Here is a 14,790-nt window from a genome sequence, read left to right as displayed (position 1 = left end):
TCGCGCCAAATTCCGGCGCCCCTCATATAGAGGGCAGGCGCCCATTTTCGCTGGAACAAATTCCGCATGACACTCCGCAATATCGCTATCATCGCCCATGTTGACCATGGGAAAACCACCCTCGTCGATACTCTTTTTCGCCAGAGCGGCACTTTCCGTGAAAACCAGCAAGTTCAGGAGCGGTCCATGGACCGCAACGATCTTGAAAAGGAACGCGGCATTACGATTCTGGCCAAATGCACCTCGGTGACCTGGCGCGGCTCGCGCATCAATGTCGTCGACACCCCCGGCCATGCCGACTTCGGTGGCGAGGTGGAACGTATCCTGAGCATGGTGGACGGCGTTGTCCTTCTGGTGGACGCGGCCGAAGGCCCCATGCCACAGACCAAATTCGTAACGCAAAAGGCGCTCAGCCTCGGGCTTAAGCCGATTGTCGTCATCAACAAGGTCGACCGTCCCGATGGCCGTCCCGATGAAGTCCATGAAGAGGTGTTCGATCTCTTTGTCGCCCTCGACGCCAATGAAGAACAGCTCGACTTCCCGACGCTTTACGCTTCGGGCCGTGGTGGCTGGGCCGCCCGCGCACTCGATGATCCGCGCACGGACATGACGCCGCTGTTTGAAACCATTCTGTCCTATGTCCCCGAGCCGAAGCCGCTGCGGGACCCGACCATCATGGACATGCCGTTTGCCATGCTGGCGACGCTGCTTGATCGCGATCCCTTCGTCGGCCGTACATTGACCGGCCGCATCGAACAGGGCCGCGTCAAAACCGGCATGCCGATCAAGGTGATCAACAGCGCCAAAGGCGTGGTCGAACAGTTCCGCGTGTCGAAGCTGTTTGCCTTTGACGGGCTCGAGCGCACCCCGGTCGATGAAGCTCAGGCTGGCGACATCGTCGCCATCGCCGGGTTCTCCGTCGGCACCGTGGCCGATACGCTTTGCGCCCTTGAAGTGACCGACGCTATTGCCTCGCAGCCGATCGATCCGCCGACCCTGTCCATGACCTTTGCCCCGAACACGTCGCCGCTTGCCGGCCGCGAAGGGTCCAAGGTGCAGTCCCGCGTCATCCGTGACCGCCTGCTGCAGGAAGCCGAATCAAACGTCGCCATTCACATCACCGAGAACAAAGAGCAGGACGCCATGGAAGTGGCGGGCCGTGGCGAATTGCAACTTGGTGTGCTGATTGAAACCATGCGCCGCGAAGGCTTCGAACTGTCAATCAGCCGCCCGCGCGTGCTGTTCCAGCAGGGCGAAAAGGGTGAACGTCTTGAGCCGATTGAAGAAGTCATGATCGATGTCGACGAGGCCTATACCGGCACCGTCATCGAGAAAATGACCGAACGCAAAGCGGAACTGAAGGACATGCGTCCGTCCGGCCTCGGCAAGACCCGCCTGACCATGCTCGCGCCGTCGCGCGGTCTCATTGGCTATCATGGCGAATTCCTGACCGATACCCGCGGCACCGGCCTCATGAACCGCGTGTTCCACAGCTACGCGCCCTATAAGGGCCCGATTCGCGGCCGCCATAACGGCGTCCTCATTTCGAACATTGCCGGCAAAGCTGTCGCCTTCGCGCTTTTCAATCTTGAAGATCGCGGAATCATCATGATCGACCCCGGTCAGGATGTGTATGAAGGCATGATCATCGGCGAACACAGCCGCGACAATGACCTTGAAGTCAATCCGCTGAAGGGCAAGCAGCTCACCAACATCCGCGCCGCCGGCAAGGATGAACAGGTGCGCCTGACCCCGCCGCGCATCCTGCCGCTTGAAGCCGCCATCGCCTATATCAATGACGATGAACTGGTGGAAGTGACGCCGAAAAGCATCCGCCTGCGCAAGCGCTATCTTGATCCGAACGAGCGCAAGCGCGCCTCCCGCGCCGCAGAATAACAGCGCCCCGTAAGGCCAATTAATAAAAATCCCCGGAAGTCCCATGGACCTCCGGGGATTGTCATTGTTTGGCCATGAACTTGAGATCTTATAAGGCTTCTGGTCACGTAACGGTTTCGGTTGCCGCTCATGTTGTCACGCAAACCCTCAGTACCGCGTCATGTTGGATCGGTGTCAGTTTGCCCCCCACATCTGAGAAAGAACCAAGGATCCGTCCATGTCGTTGCCCCCCTTTCCGAGATCCAACCCCTTTAAATCCTTATGGGCCAGCCCGAGCAATCGCACGGCTGACCGCGACATCAATCGCCTGCGTCTTCTTGGCCTTGCCGCCTTGTTGATCTGCATCGGCATCGCCGCAAGTGGACTGCACCAGCAGCAGCAGGCGTTGAATGCAGCGGATCAAGCTCAGGGCAAGCCCTGGACCACGACGCGTTAGGCCGCTCAGCGCGCGAACCTTGCTGGGCTGTAGAGCGCTGCTGTAATTCCATATTCCGCTAGCGCATCCGGCACCCGACCTGTGGTCACGAGCCCGGCGATCAGGGCGCTCATGGCGGGCGCCGTTTGCATGCCGTAGCCGCCCTGGCCCGCGAACCAGAAAAAGCCGGGACGCTCGGGATCGGCTCCGACCACGGGCGCATCGTCGGGGGCGAAGGTGCGGAGGCCCGCCCATTTGCGCTCGACCCTGTCAAAGCTGCATTGCAATACGGCTTCGACCCGTGCGACGGCCATGGCCACATCCTCGATATCCGGCTGCACATCCTGTGGCAGCATCGGCGTGGCGTCCCCGGGCGAGGTCAGAATGCGGCCGCTTTCGGGTTTGAAATAAAACTGATCATCGGCATCGAGCACGAGCGGCCAGCTGTTGCCTGCGAGTGCTGCGGGTGCTGGCAGGATAGCCACCGTCCGGCGCCTCGGGCTGAGGCCGAGCGGGCGCGCGCCCGCCAGCCGGGCGATGCCGTCGGCCCAGGCCCCTGCGGCATTGATGACAATGGGAGCATGGATAAGATGCCCTGCGGCGGTCTCGGTCTGCCAGTGGCCCTGCTGATAAGTGAGCGCCACAACCCGCGCCGCCGTCAGAAGACGCCCGCCCGCAAGGCGCGACTGGCGCAAAAATCCCTGATGCAGGGCATGAACATCAATATCGCGACAGTCCGGGTCCCAGACCCCAGCCGTCGCATAGTCAGGCCGGATCAGTGGCACATGAGCGCGAATATAGTCGGCGTCCACCCGCGTCACCGAAGGCAGCACCGCATGCTTGTCCCGGTAGAGCGCTTCAAGACTCGCAAGCTGATCGGCGCGGGCGATATAAAGTCCACCGCGCTCCCGCATCAGCGGCTGATCGCTAAAGCCTGCAGGCGGCGTGAGGAAGAACGCCTTCGATGCCGTGGTCAGACGCCGCACCGCTTCATTGCCGTAAGTCTCGGCAAAAAAGGCCGCCGACCGGCCCGTGGTGTGATAGCCTGCAACCTCTTCCTGTTCGAGCAGGACGACACGGCAGCCAGCCCCAAGGCCCGCCGCAGCAGACGCTCCGGCGATCCCGGCCCCGATGATGATCACATCGGCGTCAATTCTCTCAGCGACTGGGCGCTTGCTCATGTCCAAAATGCTTTGCCTGACTTATCCCGTGGTTTACATAGGGCTTCTGCGTCTCTGACGCAAATGCGCAAACAGAGGTAGGGGGCCCATAGTGACAGACGCCGAAATCGCAGAATATGCCGCCTTCGCCGAACGGCTGGCTGACGCCGCAACCGCTGTCACGCTCAAATATTTCCGCAACCCCATCGATGTGGTCAACAAGGCCGCGGGCGAGGCCTTTGACCCCGTCACCGCCGCCGACCGCGACGCCGAAGCCATCATCCGGGCCCTGATCACGGAAACCTATCCCGATCATGGTATTTTCGGCGAAGAACACGGGCAATCGACGGCGACCCTGAAGAACGGCCCCACCTGGGTCATTGATCCCATCGACGGCACCCGCGCCTTTATTTCCGGCCTGCCGCTGTGGGGCACGCTCATTGCCTTGAATGATGGCACCCGGCCTGTCATCGGGCTGATTGATCATCCGGCTACTGGGGAGCGCTTCATGGGCACCCCTGGCCAGGCCACCGGCAACCGCCAGCCGATCAAGACCCGCGCCTGCACGAGCCTCGCCTCGGCCATCCTGTCGACCACTGATCCCGACCTGTTCCTTGCCGGCGACGAACGGGCGGCCTATGACGCCGTGGCGGCAAAAGTCCGGCTCAAACGCTATGGCTATGATTGTTACGCTTATGCAATGGTGGCGGCAGGTCATCTTGATCTGGTGATCGAGTCCGGGTTGCAGCCCTATGATGTGCAGGCTGTCATTCCAGTGATCGAAGCCGCCGGTGGCGTCATGACGTCATGGAGCGGTGGGCCCGCCGATCAGGGCGGCCAGGTCATCGCCGCAGGCGACCGCCGCCTGCATGCCGCAGCGCTCGACATCCTGCGCTCGGCTGCTAAGCCGTAAACTCATCGAAGGCAGCCCAGAATTTGGCCCTGAGCTCGTCGCGTTCCTTGAGAATTTCATGGCGCGCGTCGGCAATTTCGACCATCCGGGCCGTTTGAACACGCCCTGCGAAAGCACGGGTTTCCGGATTGGACACCACCTGATCCCGCCCGGCCATGATGATCAGCATGGGCAGCTGGATGGCCTCCGCCGTGCCTGTCGCCCGCAACTGATCAATCGACTGCAACGCGGCCGCAACCCAGCCATAGGTGACCCCGCCCAGCGACAGATCGGGATTGGCCCGGCACAGCAGGATTTCATCTTCGAGCCGCTCTCTGTCGGAGCTTAGAACAATGGCCTCGGCATGGCGGCTGGTTTCTGAATAGGGGCCCTGCAACAACGCGAAAGATCCGGCGCGGCCAAGGCCAACCGCCTTCTCGGCGATAAAGCGGGCTACGCGTTCGGGCAGGATGCCAAAGCGCACCCCGATCATGGGGGCGATCAGCACCGCGCGGGTGATGGCATGGGAGCCCGCCGCGAGATAGCGGGCGGCGATATGCCCGCCCATGGAATGCGCCAGCAGCAGATAGGGGCCGCTCGCGCGGGCCTCGGCCCATTTGGCAAACAGCCGCATGTCCTCGACATAATCTGAAAAACTGCCCACATGGCCGCGTTGCCGGTCCGGTAGCAAGCGGTCCGACAAGCCCTGCCCGCGCCAGTCGAGGGTCGCCACCGCAAAGCCGCGATCAAGCAGCTCGGCAATGGTCTCGTCATATTTTTCGATGAATTCACGCCGTCCCTGCAACAGAAGAACCGTGCCGCGCGAAGCACCGGCGGCGGCCCAGAAAGCAACCCGCAAGCGCAGGCCGTCATGGGTGGTGAGCCAGTCAAAGACAGCCCCCTCAGGCGTGGTTCGCCGTCGACTGGCCTTGGTCGTCATGACTGTCATCTCCGTTACATCCTCAGGGCTTAGGATGGCCTGTAGCTTCGTTAGGGTAAAGACATGTAGATATGATATGAAAAGCGCGATCCCTATGACAAAATGACGCAATTTCCGCAAAAATATGCACCGCCCCCTTGACGCAGTTTATATTAATTCTAAATTACTAGCATCAGTCCAACGCCACCCATTCAGGAGAATGACATGTCCTTGATCAATAAAGCCGCCCCCGATTTCACCGCACAGGCCGTACTGCCGGACGATCAGATCACCGAACTGACGCTCAGCCAATACCTGAAGGGTAGCTATGGCCTGATCTTCTTCTATCCGCTCGACTTCACCTTTGTCTGCCCGTCGGAAATCCTTGCCTTCTCGAACCGCATGGACAAATTCGCCGCGCTCAACACCAAAGTCGTTGGCGTCAGCGTCGACAGCCAGTTCTCGCATTACGCCTGGCGCAACACGCCGGTCGAAAAAGGCGGCATTGGCCAGATCAAATTCCCGCTTATCGCCGACATCACCAAACAGATCGCCCGTGACTACGGCGTCCTCATGGACGAAGCCGTGGCTCTGCGCGGTTCGTTCCTGATCGACCGCGAAGGCAAGATCCGTCATTACGTCATCAACGATCTGCCGCTCGGCCGCAACGTCGACGAATCGATCCGCATGGTTGAAGCCCTTCAGTTCCACGAAGAAAACGGCGAAGTCTGCCCGGCTGGCTGGAACAAAGGCGAAAAAGGCATGAAAGCTGACGCTGAAGGCGTCGCGGCTTATCTCGCTGAAAAGGCCTCTGCGCTTTAATTTGCAAGGTTTTGATCGCGGGGGCCTTGCAGCCTCCGCGATCCAAACCCAAATCAGGCCTTAAATCCGGCAATACTCCACACTCTCAAGGACTCTGGTTCATGACGACGAAACACTCCAAAGTGCTCATCATCGGGTCTGGCCCCGCCGGCTATACGGCTGCAATCTATGCCGCCCGCGCCAATCTGAAGCCCATCCTCGTTCAGGGCATGCAGCCGGGCGGACAGCTCACCATCACCACCGATGTTGAAAACTACCCGGGTTTCGCCGATCCCATTCAGGGCCCCTGGCTCATGGAACAGATGGCGGCGCAGGCCGAACATGTGGGCACCGAGCTCATCAACGACATGATCGTTGAAGTTGATTTCTCCAAGCGTCCGTTCACCGCCAAAGGCGACAGCGGCACGACTTATGTGGCTGAAACCGTGGTCATCTCCACGGGCGCTCAGGCCCGCTGGCTCGGCATCGAAAGCGAAAACCTGTTCCAGGGCTTCGGCGTCTCGGCTTGCGCCACCTGTGACGGCTTTTTCTATCGTGGCAAGGAAGTGGTCGTGGTCGGCGGCGGCAACAGCGCCGTTGAGGAAGCAATCTTCCTGACCAATTTCGCCAGCAAAGTGACCCTTATTCATCGCCGCGACAGCTTGCGGGCCGAGAAGATCGCCCAGGACCGCATGTTCAAGAACCCGAAAATCTCAGTCATCTGGGATTCGGCCATTGAGGAAATCACCGGCGACACCGAACCGCATAAAAGCGTGACCGGCGTCCATATCAAAAATCTGAAGACCGGCGCGATCGAATTTCTCAAGACTGACGGCGTGTTTGTCGCCATCGGCCACACCCCGGCCACCGCCCTTTTCAAGGGCCAGGTCGAGATGGACGATGAGGGCTATATCATAACCGCGCCGGACAGCACCGCGACCAATATCGAAGGCGTCTATGCCGCCGGCGACGTCAAGGACAAGATCTTCCGGCAGGCCGTAACCGCCGCCGGAACCGGCTGCATGGCCGCCCTTGAAGCCGAACGCACCATCGCCAAATGGGAAAGCGATCAAGCCCAAGCCGCGGAATAATCGCGGAAGCGCCTGAAATTTTTCCGAAAACACGCTTTCCCTCTCCCCTTGCGGGAGAGGGAAAGCTATTTTAGGTCATGGACCACGCGGCAGAGCGCCGATCCGGATCGAGAGGCGTCAATGGACTGGGATAAGTTGCGTATATTTCATACTGTCGCGGAAACCGGCAGTTTCACCCATGCCGGAGATCGTCTGAACCTCAGCCAATCCGCCGTCAGCCGTCAGATCCGGGCGCTTGAGGACGAACTCAATGTGGCGCTGTTTCATCGCCACGCCCGCGGCCTGACCCTGACCCAGGAAGGCGAGCTGCTGTTTCAGACCGCCGAGGACGTGACCACCCGCATCCGCCGCACCGAAAAAAACCTTCAGGAAGGGCTCGAAACCCCGCAAGGGGAGCTGAAGATCACCACCACCCTCAGTTTCGGCTCCACCTGGCTGACCCATAACATCCGCGAATTCCTGGAACTCTACCCGGAAATCGACGTCCAGCTGTTGCTGTCGGACCAGGATCTCGACCTCACCACCCGCGAGGCCGACATTGCCATCCTGTTTCATCCGCCGGAACATGCGGATCTCATCCAGCGGCCCCTGACCAGCACCCGCCAATGCATCTATGGCTCGGCCGACTATCTGGCCCGGCGCGGCACGCCAAAGACGGTTGATGACCTCGACAGCCATAACCTGATCACTTACGGCATCTCGAGCACTGCGCCCATTCGCGATATCAACTGGCTGTTGCAGGTCGGCCGTAACGGTCCGGCACGCCACCCGGTTCTGCGCATCAACAACATCAACGGCGCGTTGCAAGCCGTGCGGGCCGGAATTGGACTTGCCGCCCTGCCGGAATATCTGGTGCGCGGGTCAAGCAATGTGGTGCGGGTGCTCGATGATGTCACCAGCCCCTCATTCCGCGCCTATCTTGTTTATCATGAGAACGAACGCAGCTCGAAACGCATCGTGGCTTTTCGTGACTATCTTCTAAAAAAGATTGCCGATAGCCGATTCTGAGTTTTTCACGAGCCATGCGACCAGCGCATGGCTGAGCTGCGAAATTAGAGGTAGACCCGCAGACCGGGACGGCCTACATATGCTCGTAGATGTTGCATCGCAATATCTCCTTCGAAACAACTTCCCAAGTGTTTCGATAGGCGCGGCCCCTTCCCTCCTCCCCGATTGAGGGGCCGCCGTTTCATTGTCTCTCAGACATGAAGCCTCCCTATTTTACTTCCGGGCCCTAGTGGCCCGGATTTTTTTTGCCTTTTTGCTCGCCGCAAATCCTTATTTTGCATTGCAAAAAGTTAACCTTGCCCCTCCAAAATTGCATGCCTGTAAGAATAGAGGAAAACCATCAATTTCATCTCATTGAAAAATATTAACATTCCTGAATATCCCTGAAGAACAGCTCATCAACCTTACCGAACCAGTAAGGTTTTAGACATTTTTCTGAACGCCAATCACATACCTCCCTGGCCTGCGTCTTATAGGCAACAAGGAGAGCGCCATATGGAATCGTTTGATTTAGACAGCTATCTAAGGACCATCTACACCGCAATCGAACAAGATAATGCAAACCTCGACAGCCTTATCATCTCAGCCTCCGAGAGAGTTCCTTTGCAATATGACGACATCCTCAACAAGGCGCTTGTTCACGCGGTCAAACAGTTCAAGCAACCTGCCGTCCATCTCCTGCTGAAACATGGCGCCTGCCCGAATCTCACACATGAGGGAACCAAGCTCGAAACGTCGCCCACTACCCACGATGAAGAAAAGATAAGTGAACTTCATAAGTTTCTGGAAAACTCACTTCTTTATTTCGTCATTTCGAGTCCGACGAAAGAGAACGTGGAAAATGAACTACGGCAAAAAATCGCCCAGGAACTGATTTTTTATGGTGCGATAACGGATTTTGGCATCAATACACATTTTGTCGACATCTGCACCATTGCCATTAGTAATCTGGCCTGGGAATCAGTGACGCGGCTTTGCCGTATTGGCGTTTTACCATATTTATATTTCGCGCATCTTGCGCTTTGTCGCATTGCCCCGACACCGCCTGAAGTTATGCCGGCCTACCTTCAAGCTATTCACGACATGCTAACATTGTTTGATGAGAATCTAGGATATCTCGCTCCCCATATTCAAGATATCTCCCCATTACTCTATCTCATGCAGGGGAGAATATTGAATTACAAGTATAACAGTCAGAGTGAAGACATCACATTACTCTGTGATCAGATCACGAACTTTATAGAACGTCTGACAAAGCGCTCATCAGGACAACTTGGCCTTTTCCAGAAATTAATCCGCCATGCCATAGAAACGGGCCATCTTCACGAGCTTATCACTCTCGAAAACAAAATGGACTTCTATGAATTGATGCCTTTCGATATCGTTTGCCTTAGCAAAAACCCGCCTTCTTTGCCCGTTATTATAGCTTGGGTGCAGGCTTTATTAGATTGCAGACATAGCGAAAATAAAAAACAACTTTACTGGGACCTGTTTAAAATTATGTGGAGACGCTGTCTGCCGAATGAGCCATTGCCGAAATTCTTGGAGCACTCAGCCAAAGACCCAACCTAGACATAGAAAAAGCCGCCCAGAGGCGGCTTTTTCTTTGCGATCAGTCTTTAGGCCGCCATGCTCCTCAGCATCCAGGCGGTCTTTTCATGAATCTCGAGACGCTGGGTGATCAGATCGGCGGTCACTTCGTCATGGCCCTCCTCCGTGGCCGGCAGAATCGACCGGGCGGTGCGGCAGACGACCTCATGAGCAAGTACAAGATCGCGCACCATCGCCATGGCTTCCGGCACTTCATCCAGTTCCTTGATCGAGGTCAGCTTGTTGTAGGCGCTATAACTGCCGGGGGCCGGAAAGCCGAGCGCCCTGATCCGTTCCGCGATGGCATCCACCGCCAGCGCCAGCTCGCTATATTGGGTTTCGAACATGGCGTGCAGGGTGTTGAAATGCGGCCCCGTCACGTTCCAGTGATACTGATGGGTCTTGAGATACAAGGTATAGGTGTCCGCCAACAGTTCCGACAGGCCATCAGCGATTTTTTTGCGCGCTGCGGTTGAAATACCGATATTGATTTCCATCTCATACTCCTGATTTTATTAGAATTATCATTTTATATGAAGGCACTATATCATAAATTAAAATAATTATAAAGTATGAAGCGCAGCTATTTATCAGGCAGCTCCCTTGCCCGATGAAGCTATAGATTGCTGGACGAGGTCGGAAGTTTGACCCAAGATCAGCCAAAGAGCAACGACACAAGGATCGCCCACCAATGCGCCGCCTACAGCCCGAGATTTCACAAACCGCAGACGCCCCGGCCACAAGCCGCCGGTTTCGCGGCGAGCGGCGGGATGCAGCGGGGCAGACAACACCACTCCTCGCCCAAGCCGTGGCCGAGGAACGGGCGGTGGAAATCCGGCTGAACGGGCTATCCCAAGCGGTGATGATGGCAAGCCCCACCGATTTCGAAGATTTCGCCACCGGCTTCGCCTTCACCGAAGGATTGATCGAGGATCCGGCTGATATCCTGAGCCTCACCCTCCGTCACGAGGCCTTGGGCAGTGTGATCGATATCCTGGCTCCCATGATCGAAGCCGAAGCCTCCACCCGCGCTCTCAGCGGGCGCAGCGGCTGTGGCCTTTGTGGCGTCCGCAGCTTAGAGGACGCCATGCGCTGCACGGCCGACGTCACCCCGCAACCAGCCATCGACGCCGCCGCCATTCAGGCCGCCGTGCAGGCGCTTGCCGATCATCAGCCGCTCAACCGCGAGACCCGCGCCGTCCATGCCGCCGCCTGGGTGGCCCGTGACGGCCGCATTCAGGCCGTGCGCGAGGATGTGGGCCGGCATAACGCGCTCGACAAGCTGATCGGCCATTTGCTGCGCACGCAGCTTGATCGTCATGACGGTTTTCTGCTGATCACCAGCCGTTGCAGTTATGAAATGGCGCAGAAGGCGGCAAAAGCCGATGTGGGCACACTCGTGGCCGTTTCGGCGCCGACGGCACTGGCCCTCACGCTCGCTCGCGAAGTGGGGTTGACCCTTGTGGCCGTCGCCCGCGCTGACAGCCATATCCTGTTTACAAGTCCTGAGAAGTGAGCCCGCCATGAGCAAGCCCCGCGATACCATCAAAGGCATTCATCCCTATAAGGGCCCCGCTGGCGGCTGGGATGCGCTCAAATCAGTGACCCGGCATCTTTATGAACAGGATGTGCTTGTGAAGGGCAATCGCACACTGCTGGATATGAACAAGCCTGAGGGGTTTGACTGCCCGGGCTGCGCCTGGCCCGACCCGAACCATCATTCGTCCTTTGAATATTGCGAGAACGGGGCCAAGGCCATCGCCTGGGAAACCACTGCGAAGCGGGCTGATGAGACCGTTTTCGACCGCTACACCATCCCCGAACTGATGGCCCAGACCGATCATTGGCTGGAGGATCAGGGGCGGCTGACCGATCCCCTGGTTTATGATGCCGCAAGCGACCGCTACCAGCCGATCGCCTGGGGTGAGGCCTTTGCCCTGATCGCCCGGGAACTCGCGGCGCTGCAAAGCCCGGACGAGGCGGAGTTCTATGCCTCCGGCCGCACCAGCAACGAGGCGGCGTTCCTTTATCAGCTGTTTGTCCGCGCCTATGGCACCAATAATTTCCCCGACTGCTCCAACATGTGTCACGAGCCGTCGAGTGTCGGCCTGCCGAAATCCATCGGCGTCGGCAAGGGCACCGTGCTGCTGGAGGATTTCGAGGAAACCGACCTTATCCTGAGCTTTGGCCATAACCCCGGCACCAATCATCCGCGCATGCTTGGTACCCTGCGTGAGGTGGCCAAACGCGGGGCGCGTATCGCCGTGTTCAATCCTATCCGCGAGCGCGGGCTTGAACGCTTTGCCGACCCGAAAAGCCTCAAGGACATGGCGACCTTTGGGTCGACCCAGCTTGCCACCGATTATTTCCAGCTGCGCATCGGTGGCGACATCGCCCTTTTGAAAGGCATGATGAAATGCCTGTTCGAATGGGACGCGCTCGATCATGAGTTCATTACCACGCATACGGCGGGGCTCGATGCGCTCCGGGCCGATATCGAGCGCAGCGACTGGGACGAGATCGTCGCGGTTTCAGGCCTGCCGCGGGCTGAAATCACCCGCGCCGCCCGCCTTTACGCTGACGCTAAATCAGTCATTCTTTGTTACGGCATGGGCATCACCCAGCATCACAACGCCACCGAAACCGTGCAGCAATTGATGAACCTGCTACTGCTTCGGGGCAATGTGGGACGGCCGGGGGCCGGCATCTGCCCGTTGCGTGGTCATTCCAACGTGCAGGGCGACCGCACGGTCGGCATCTGGGAAAAACCCGCGCCCTGGTTGCTGGACGCCATCGAACGTGAATTCGGCTTTGCCCCGCCGCGCCATCATGGCCATACGGTTGTCGAAGCCATCGAGGCCATGCTGGACGGGCGGTCAAAAGTCTTCATCGGACTTGGCGGCAATGTAGCCATGGCCAGTTCCGATCCGGCCAAAACCTGGGCCGCCATGCGCCGCCAGAATCTGACGGTGTGGATTTCGACCAAACTCAATCGCAGTCATCTGGTGCATGGCAAACAGGCGCTTATTCTGCCCTGTCTCGGCCGCACCGAGATCGACGCCCAGGCGAGCGGGCCGCAGTCGATCACGGTCGAGGATTCCATGTCCATGGTTCATGCCTCCCTCGGCATGAATAAACCGGCGTCTCCGAACCTCAAATCCGAACCGGTCATCGTCGCCGGGATCGCCAAGGCCACGCTTGCCCAGACCCAAAGCCCGGTGCAGATCGACTGGGACTGGCTTGTAGCCGATTATGACCGCATCCGCGACCTGATCGCCCGGGTCATTCCGGGGTTCACGAATTTCAATGAAAAAATCCGCACGCCGGGCGGTTTTTATCTTGGCAATACAGCACGCGAGCGGGAATGGAAAACCCAGAACGGCAAAGCCAATTTTCTGGTCTTCCCCTTTATCGCGCCGAACCCGAACCACAGCCCGAAAGACGGTCTGGTGCTGACCACCGTGCGCTCCCATGATCAGTACAACACCACTATCTATGGCTATGATGATCGCTATCGCGGCGTGTTCGGCCGTCGCGATGTGGTGTTCATGAGCACCGAGGATATTATGGCCCTTGGCCTTGAAGGCGGCGACAGCATTTCATTGGAGACCATCGGCGCCGACCCCGCCATCTATCGCGCCGATGGCTTTGTGGTGGTGCCCTATGACCTGCCGCGCGGCTGCTGTGTGGCCTATTATCCTGAGGCCAATCCGCTGATCCCGCTTGAGAACCGCGATGCCGTCTCGGGCACTCCGGCTTATAAGGCAGTGCCGGTGCGGGTCATGCGCCATGTTGCTCGCTGACATTCTGAACCGCACCTCAGTCTCGGCGAAAAGACTGTTGGCCCCGGGACCGACGGCGGACGAGCTTGAAAAGATCGTCACTGCCGGATTGACCGCCCCTGACCATGGCGGCTTGAGGCCGTGGCGGTTTATCCATATTCCCGATGAGCGACGAGCCGCGCTCGCCGATATCTTTGCCGCCATCGCCTCCGACGAGCCCGAACGCGCCCGGGCCAAGGCCCTGAACGCCCCCTGCCTCATCGCCGTGGTCGCGCGGCTGCAGCCCGACAACCCGAAGGTACCGGTCCGCGAACAATATGCCTCTGTCGGTGCCGCCATAACCCAAATGCTGCTGGCCGCAAACATCCTGGGATTCGGAGCCATTATGTTGTCCGGGGCCCGCTGTACTGATCCGCGTCTGCTCGCCGCGCTCGGGCTTAGGGGAAACGAGGAACTGATGGGGTTCCTGTCGGTCGGCACGGTAGATGGGCCGGTGAAACCCAAACCACGCCCGCCCCTCGGCAATCACCTGTCGGTCTGGAACGGGCCCGAATGAAGGTGCTCGCCATCATTTTCGCGGGCGGACAGGGACGCCGCATGGGGGGCGTCGACAAGGCGCTGGTGACGCTCGGGGGCTACCCGCTGATCCGTCATGTGGAGGATCGTCTCCGGCCGCAAGTGACGCGCATGATCATCAATGCCAATGGGGATCCGTCACGATTTTCGGGGCTGGTTGTGGCGGATGATCCCACATCCGCGCTCGATGGTCCATTCCGCGCGCTTGAAACGGCGCTGCGGATGTTTGCCCCGGATGAAGACGCCACGCATCTGTTGCATGTGCCGGTGGATGTGCCGTTCCTTCCCGATGATCTGGTCGCCCGCCTTGCGGCTGAGGATGCCGTCGCGGCGTTTCCGGTGGGCAAGGGACAACTGCATCCTGTCATCTGCCTGTGGTCGCGGAAGGGCGCAGCCCGTGCGGCCCTGCGGCTAAAAGACTATGACGGAGAACGGTTCGCCGATTTCATTCAGGGGACCGGTGGCAAGGCCGTGGGCTTCGACGACCAGCCAGATGCTTTCCTCAATATCAACAGCCCCGAGGATCTGGCCCGCGCCACCAGACTGATACCGTCATTACGCGGCAAAGCCAGCCCTAGCGCAAGCCCTGGATCGCCACGCCGCTGACGTGGCTCGCGATGACGACATTCCCTCCTTGCCAATTGAACCCTGCAGCAAGCC

Annotated in this window: 14 protein-coding genes; 11 read left to right on the top strand and 3 right to left on the bottom strand. The window is 58.9% G+C overall.

Annotation, left to right across the window (positions count from 1 at the left end; all coding sequences use genetic code 11):
- The first annotated feature begins 66 nt into the window (after positions 1-66).
- Together typA and NYP16_RS02680 are read left to right on the top strand one after the other, a co-directional pair.
- Positions 67-1,896: a translational GTPase TypA gene (gene typA, locus NYP16_RS02685; protein WP_274942569.1), complete on the top strand. Its 1,830-nt coding sequence runs from the start codon at positions 67-69 to the stop codon at positions 1,894-1,896.
- Positions 1,897-2,113: 217 nt separating this feature from the next.
- Positions 2,114-2,332 (top strand): hypothetical protein, encoded by a 219-nt coding sequence (locus NYP16_RS02680; RefSeq protein ID WP_274942568.1) that lies wholly within the window; start codon positions 2,114-2,116, stop codon positions 2,330-2,332.
- 5 nt (positions 2,333-2,337) lie between these two features.
- Here NYP16_RS02680 and NYP16_RS02675 read toward each other — a convergent pair whose 3' ends face one another.
- The gene (locus NYP16_RS02675) at positions 2,338-3,492 is read right to left on the bottom strand and encodes an NAD(P)/FAD-dependent oxidoreductase (protein WP_274942567.1); all 1,155 of its coding nucleotides are present in this window, start codon (positions 3,490-3,492) and stop codon (positions 2,338-2,340) included.
- A gap of 88 nt (positions 3,493-3,580) precedes the next feature.
- Between NYP16_RS02675 and hisN the strand changes: the two genes are divergently transcribed.
- Entirely contained in the window at positions 3,581-4,384 is an 804-nt protein-coding gene (hisN, locus tag NYP16_RS02670) for a histidinol-phosphatase (protein WP_346742457.1), read from the top strand.
- Here hisN and NYP16_RS02665 read toward each other — a convergent pair.
- On the bottom strand, positions 4,374-5,303 hold the full coding sequence (locus NYP16_RS02665) for an alpha/beta fold hydrolase (protein WP_274942565.1): 930 nt from the start codon (positions 5,301-5,303) through the stop codon (positions 4,374-4,376). The genes hisN and NYP16_RS02665 overlap by 11 nt on opposite strands.
- A 204-nt stretch (positions 5,304-5,507) precedes the next feature.
- Here NYP16_RS02665 and NYP16_RS02660 point away from each other — a divergent pair, with 204 nt between their 5' ends.
- The 4 genes from NYP16_RS02660 (at position 5,508) to NYP16_RS02645 (ending at position 9,754) form a co-directional block, all read left to right on the top strand.
- Positions 5,508-6,104 carry a peroxiredoxin gene (locus NYP16_RS02660; RefSeq protein WP_274942564.1) on the top strand — a complete coding sequence of 199 codons (597 nt, stop codon included), beginning with the start codon at positions 5,508-5,510 and terminating at the stop codon, positions 6,102-6,104.
- A gap of 101 nt (positions 6,105-6,205) precedes the next feature.
- Complete coding sequence (trxB, locus tag NYP16_RS02655) at positions 6,206-7,174, top strand: thioredoxin-disulfide reductase (protein WP_274942563.1); 969 nt, start codon at positions 6,206-6,208, stop codon at positions 7,172-7,174.
- A 135-nt stretch (positions 7,175-7,309) separates the two neighbouring features.
- Positions 7,310-8,182 carry a LysR family transcriptional regulator gene (locus NYP16_RS02650; protein WP_274942562.1) on the top strand — a complete coding sequence of 291 codons (873 nt, stop codon included), beginning with the start codon at positions 7,310-7,312 and terminating at the stop codon, positions 8,180-8,182.
- 495 nt (positions 8,183-8,677) lie between these two features.
- Positions 8,678-9,754: a hypothetical protein gene (locus tag NYP16_RS02645; protein WP_274942561.1), complete on the top strand. Its 1,077-nt coding sequence runs from the start codon at positions 8,678-8,680 to the stop codon at positions 9,752-9,754.
- A gap of 47 nt (positions 9,755-9,801) precedes the next feature.
- Here the strand turns inward: NYP16_RS02645 and NYP16_RS02640 are convergent, their stop codons facing one another.
- Complete coding sequence (locus tag NYP16_RS02640) at positions 9,802-10,269, bottom strand: Dps family protein (protein WP_274942560.1); 468 nt, start codon at positions 10,267-10,269, stop codon at positions 9,802-9,804.
- 194 nt (positions 10,270-10,463) lie between these two features.
- On the opposite strand from NYP16_RS02640, the gene fdhD reads away from it, so the two are divergent.
- Genes fdhD through mobA form a run of 4 tightly spaced genes read left to right on the top strand, consistent with a single transcriptional unit; the run spans position 10,464 to position 14,736 of the window.
- Positions 10,464-11,288 carry a formate dehydrogenase accessory sulfurtransferase FdhD gene (gene fdhD, locus NYP16_RS02635; protein WP_274942559.1) on the top strand — a complete coding sequence of 275 codons (825 nt, stop codon included), beginning with the start codon at positions 10,464-10,466 and terminating at the stop codon, positions 11,286-11,288.
- Between the two features lie 7 nt (positions 11,289-11,295).
- Positions 11,296-13,575, top strand: a complete 2,280-nt coding sequence (locus tag NYP16_RS02630) for an FdhF/YdeP family oxidoreductase (RefSeq protein ID WP_274942558.1) — start codon at positions 11,296-11,298, stop codon at positions 13,573-13,575.
- On the top strand, positions 13,562-14,110 hold the full coding sequence (locus NYP16_RS02625) for a nitroreductase family protein (RefSeq protein ID WP_274942557.1): 549 nt from the start codon (positions 13,562-13,564) through the stop codon (positions 14,108-14,110). Before NYP16_RS02630 ends, NYP16_RS02625 begins: the two co-directional genes overlap by 14 nt.
- The gene (gene mobA / locus NYP16_RS02620) at positions 14,107-14,736 is read left to right on the top strand and encodes a molybdenum cofactor guanylyltransferase MobA (RefSeq protein ID WP_274942556.1); all 630 of its coding nucleotides are present in this window, start codon (positions 14,107-14,109) and stop codon (positions 14,734-14,736) included. Before NYP16_RS02625 ends, mobA begins: the two co-directional genes overlap by 4 nt.
- Positions 14,737-14,790: the final 54 nt, after the last annotated feature.

The organism is Govania unica (assembly GCF_027920805.1).
GTDB classification, from domain to species: Bacteria; Pseudomonadota; Alphaproteobacteria; order Sphingomonadales; family Govanellaceae; genus Govanella; species Govanella unica.
Note: the sequence above shows the minus strand (reverse complement) of the source record. Positions and strands in the feature narration are given on the sequence as shown.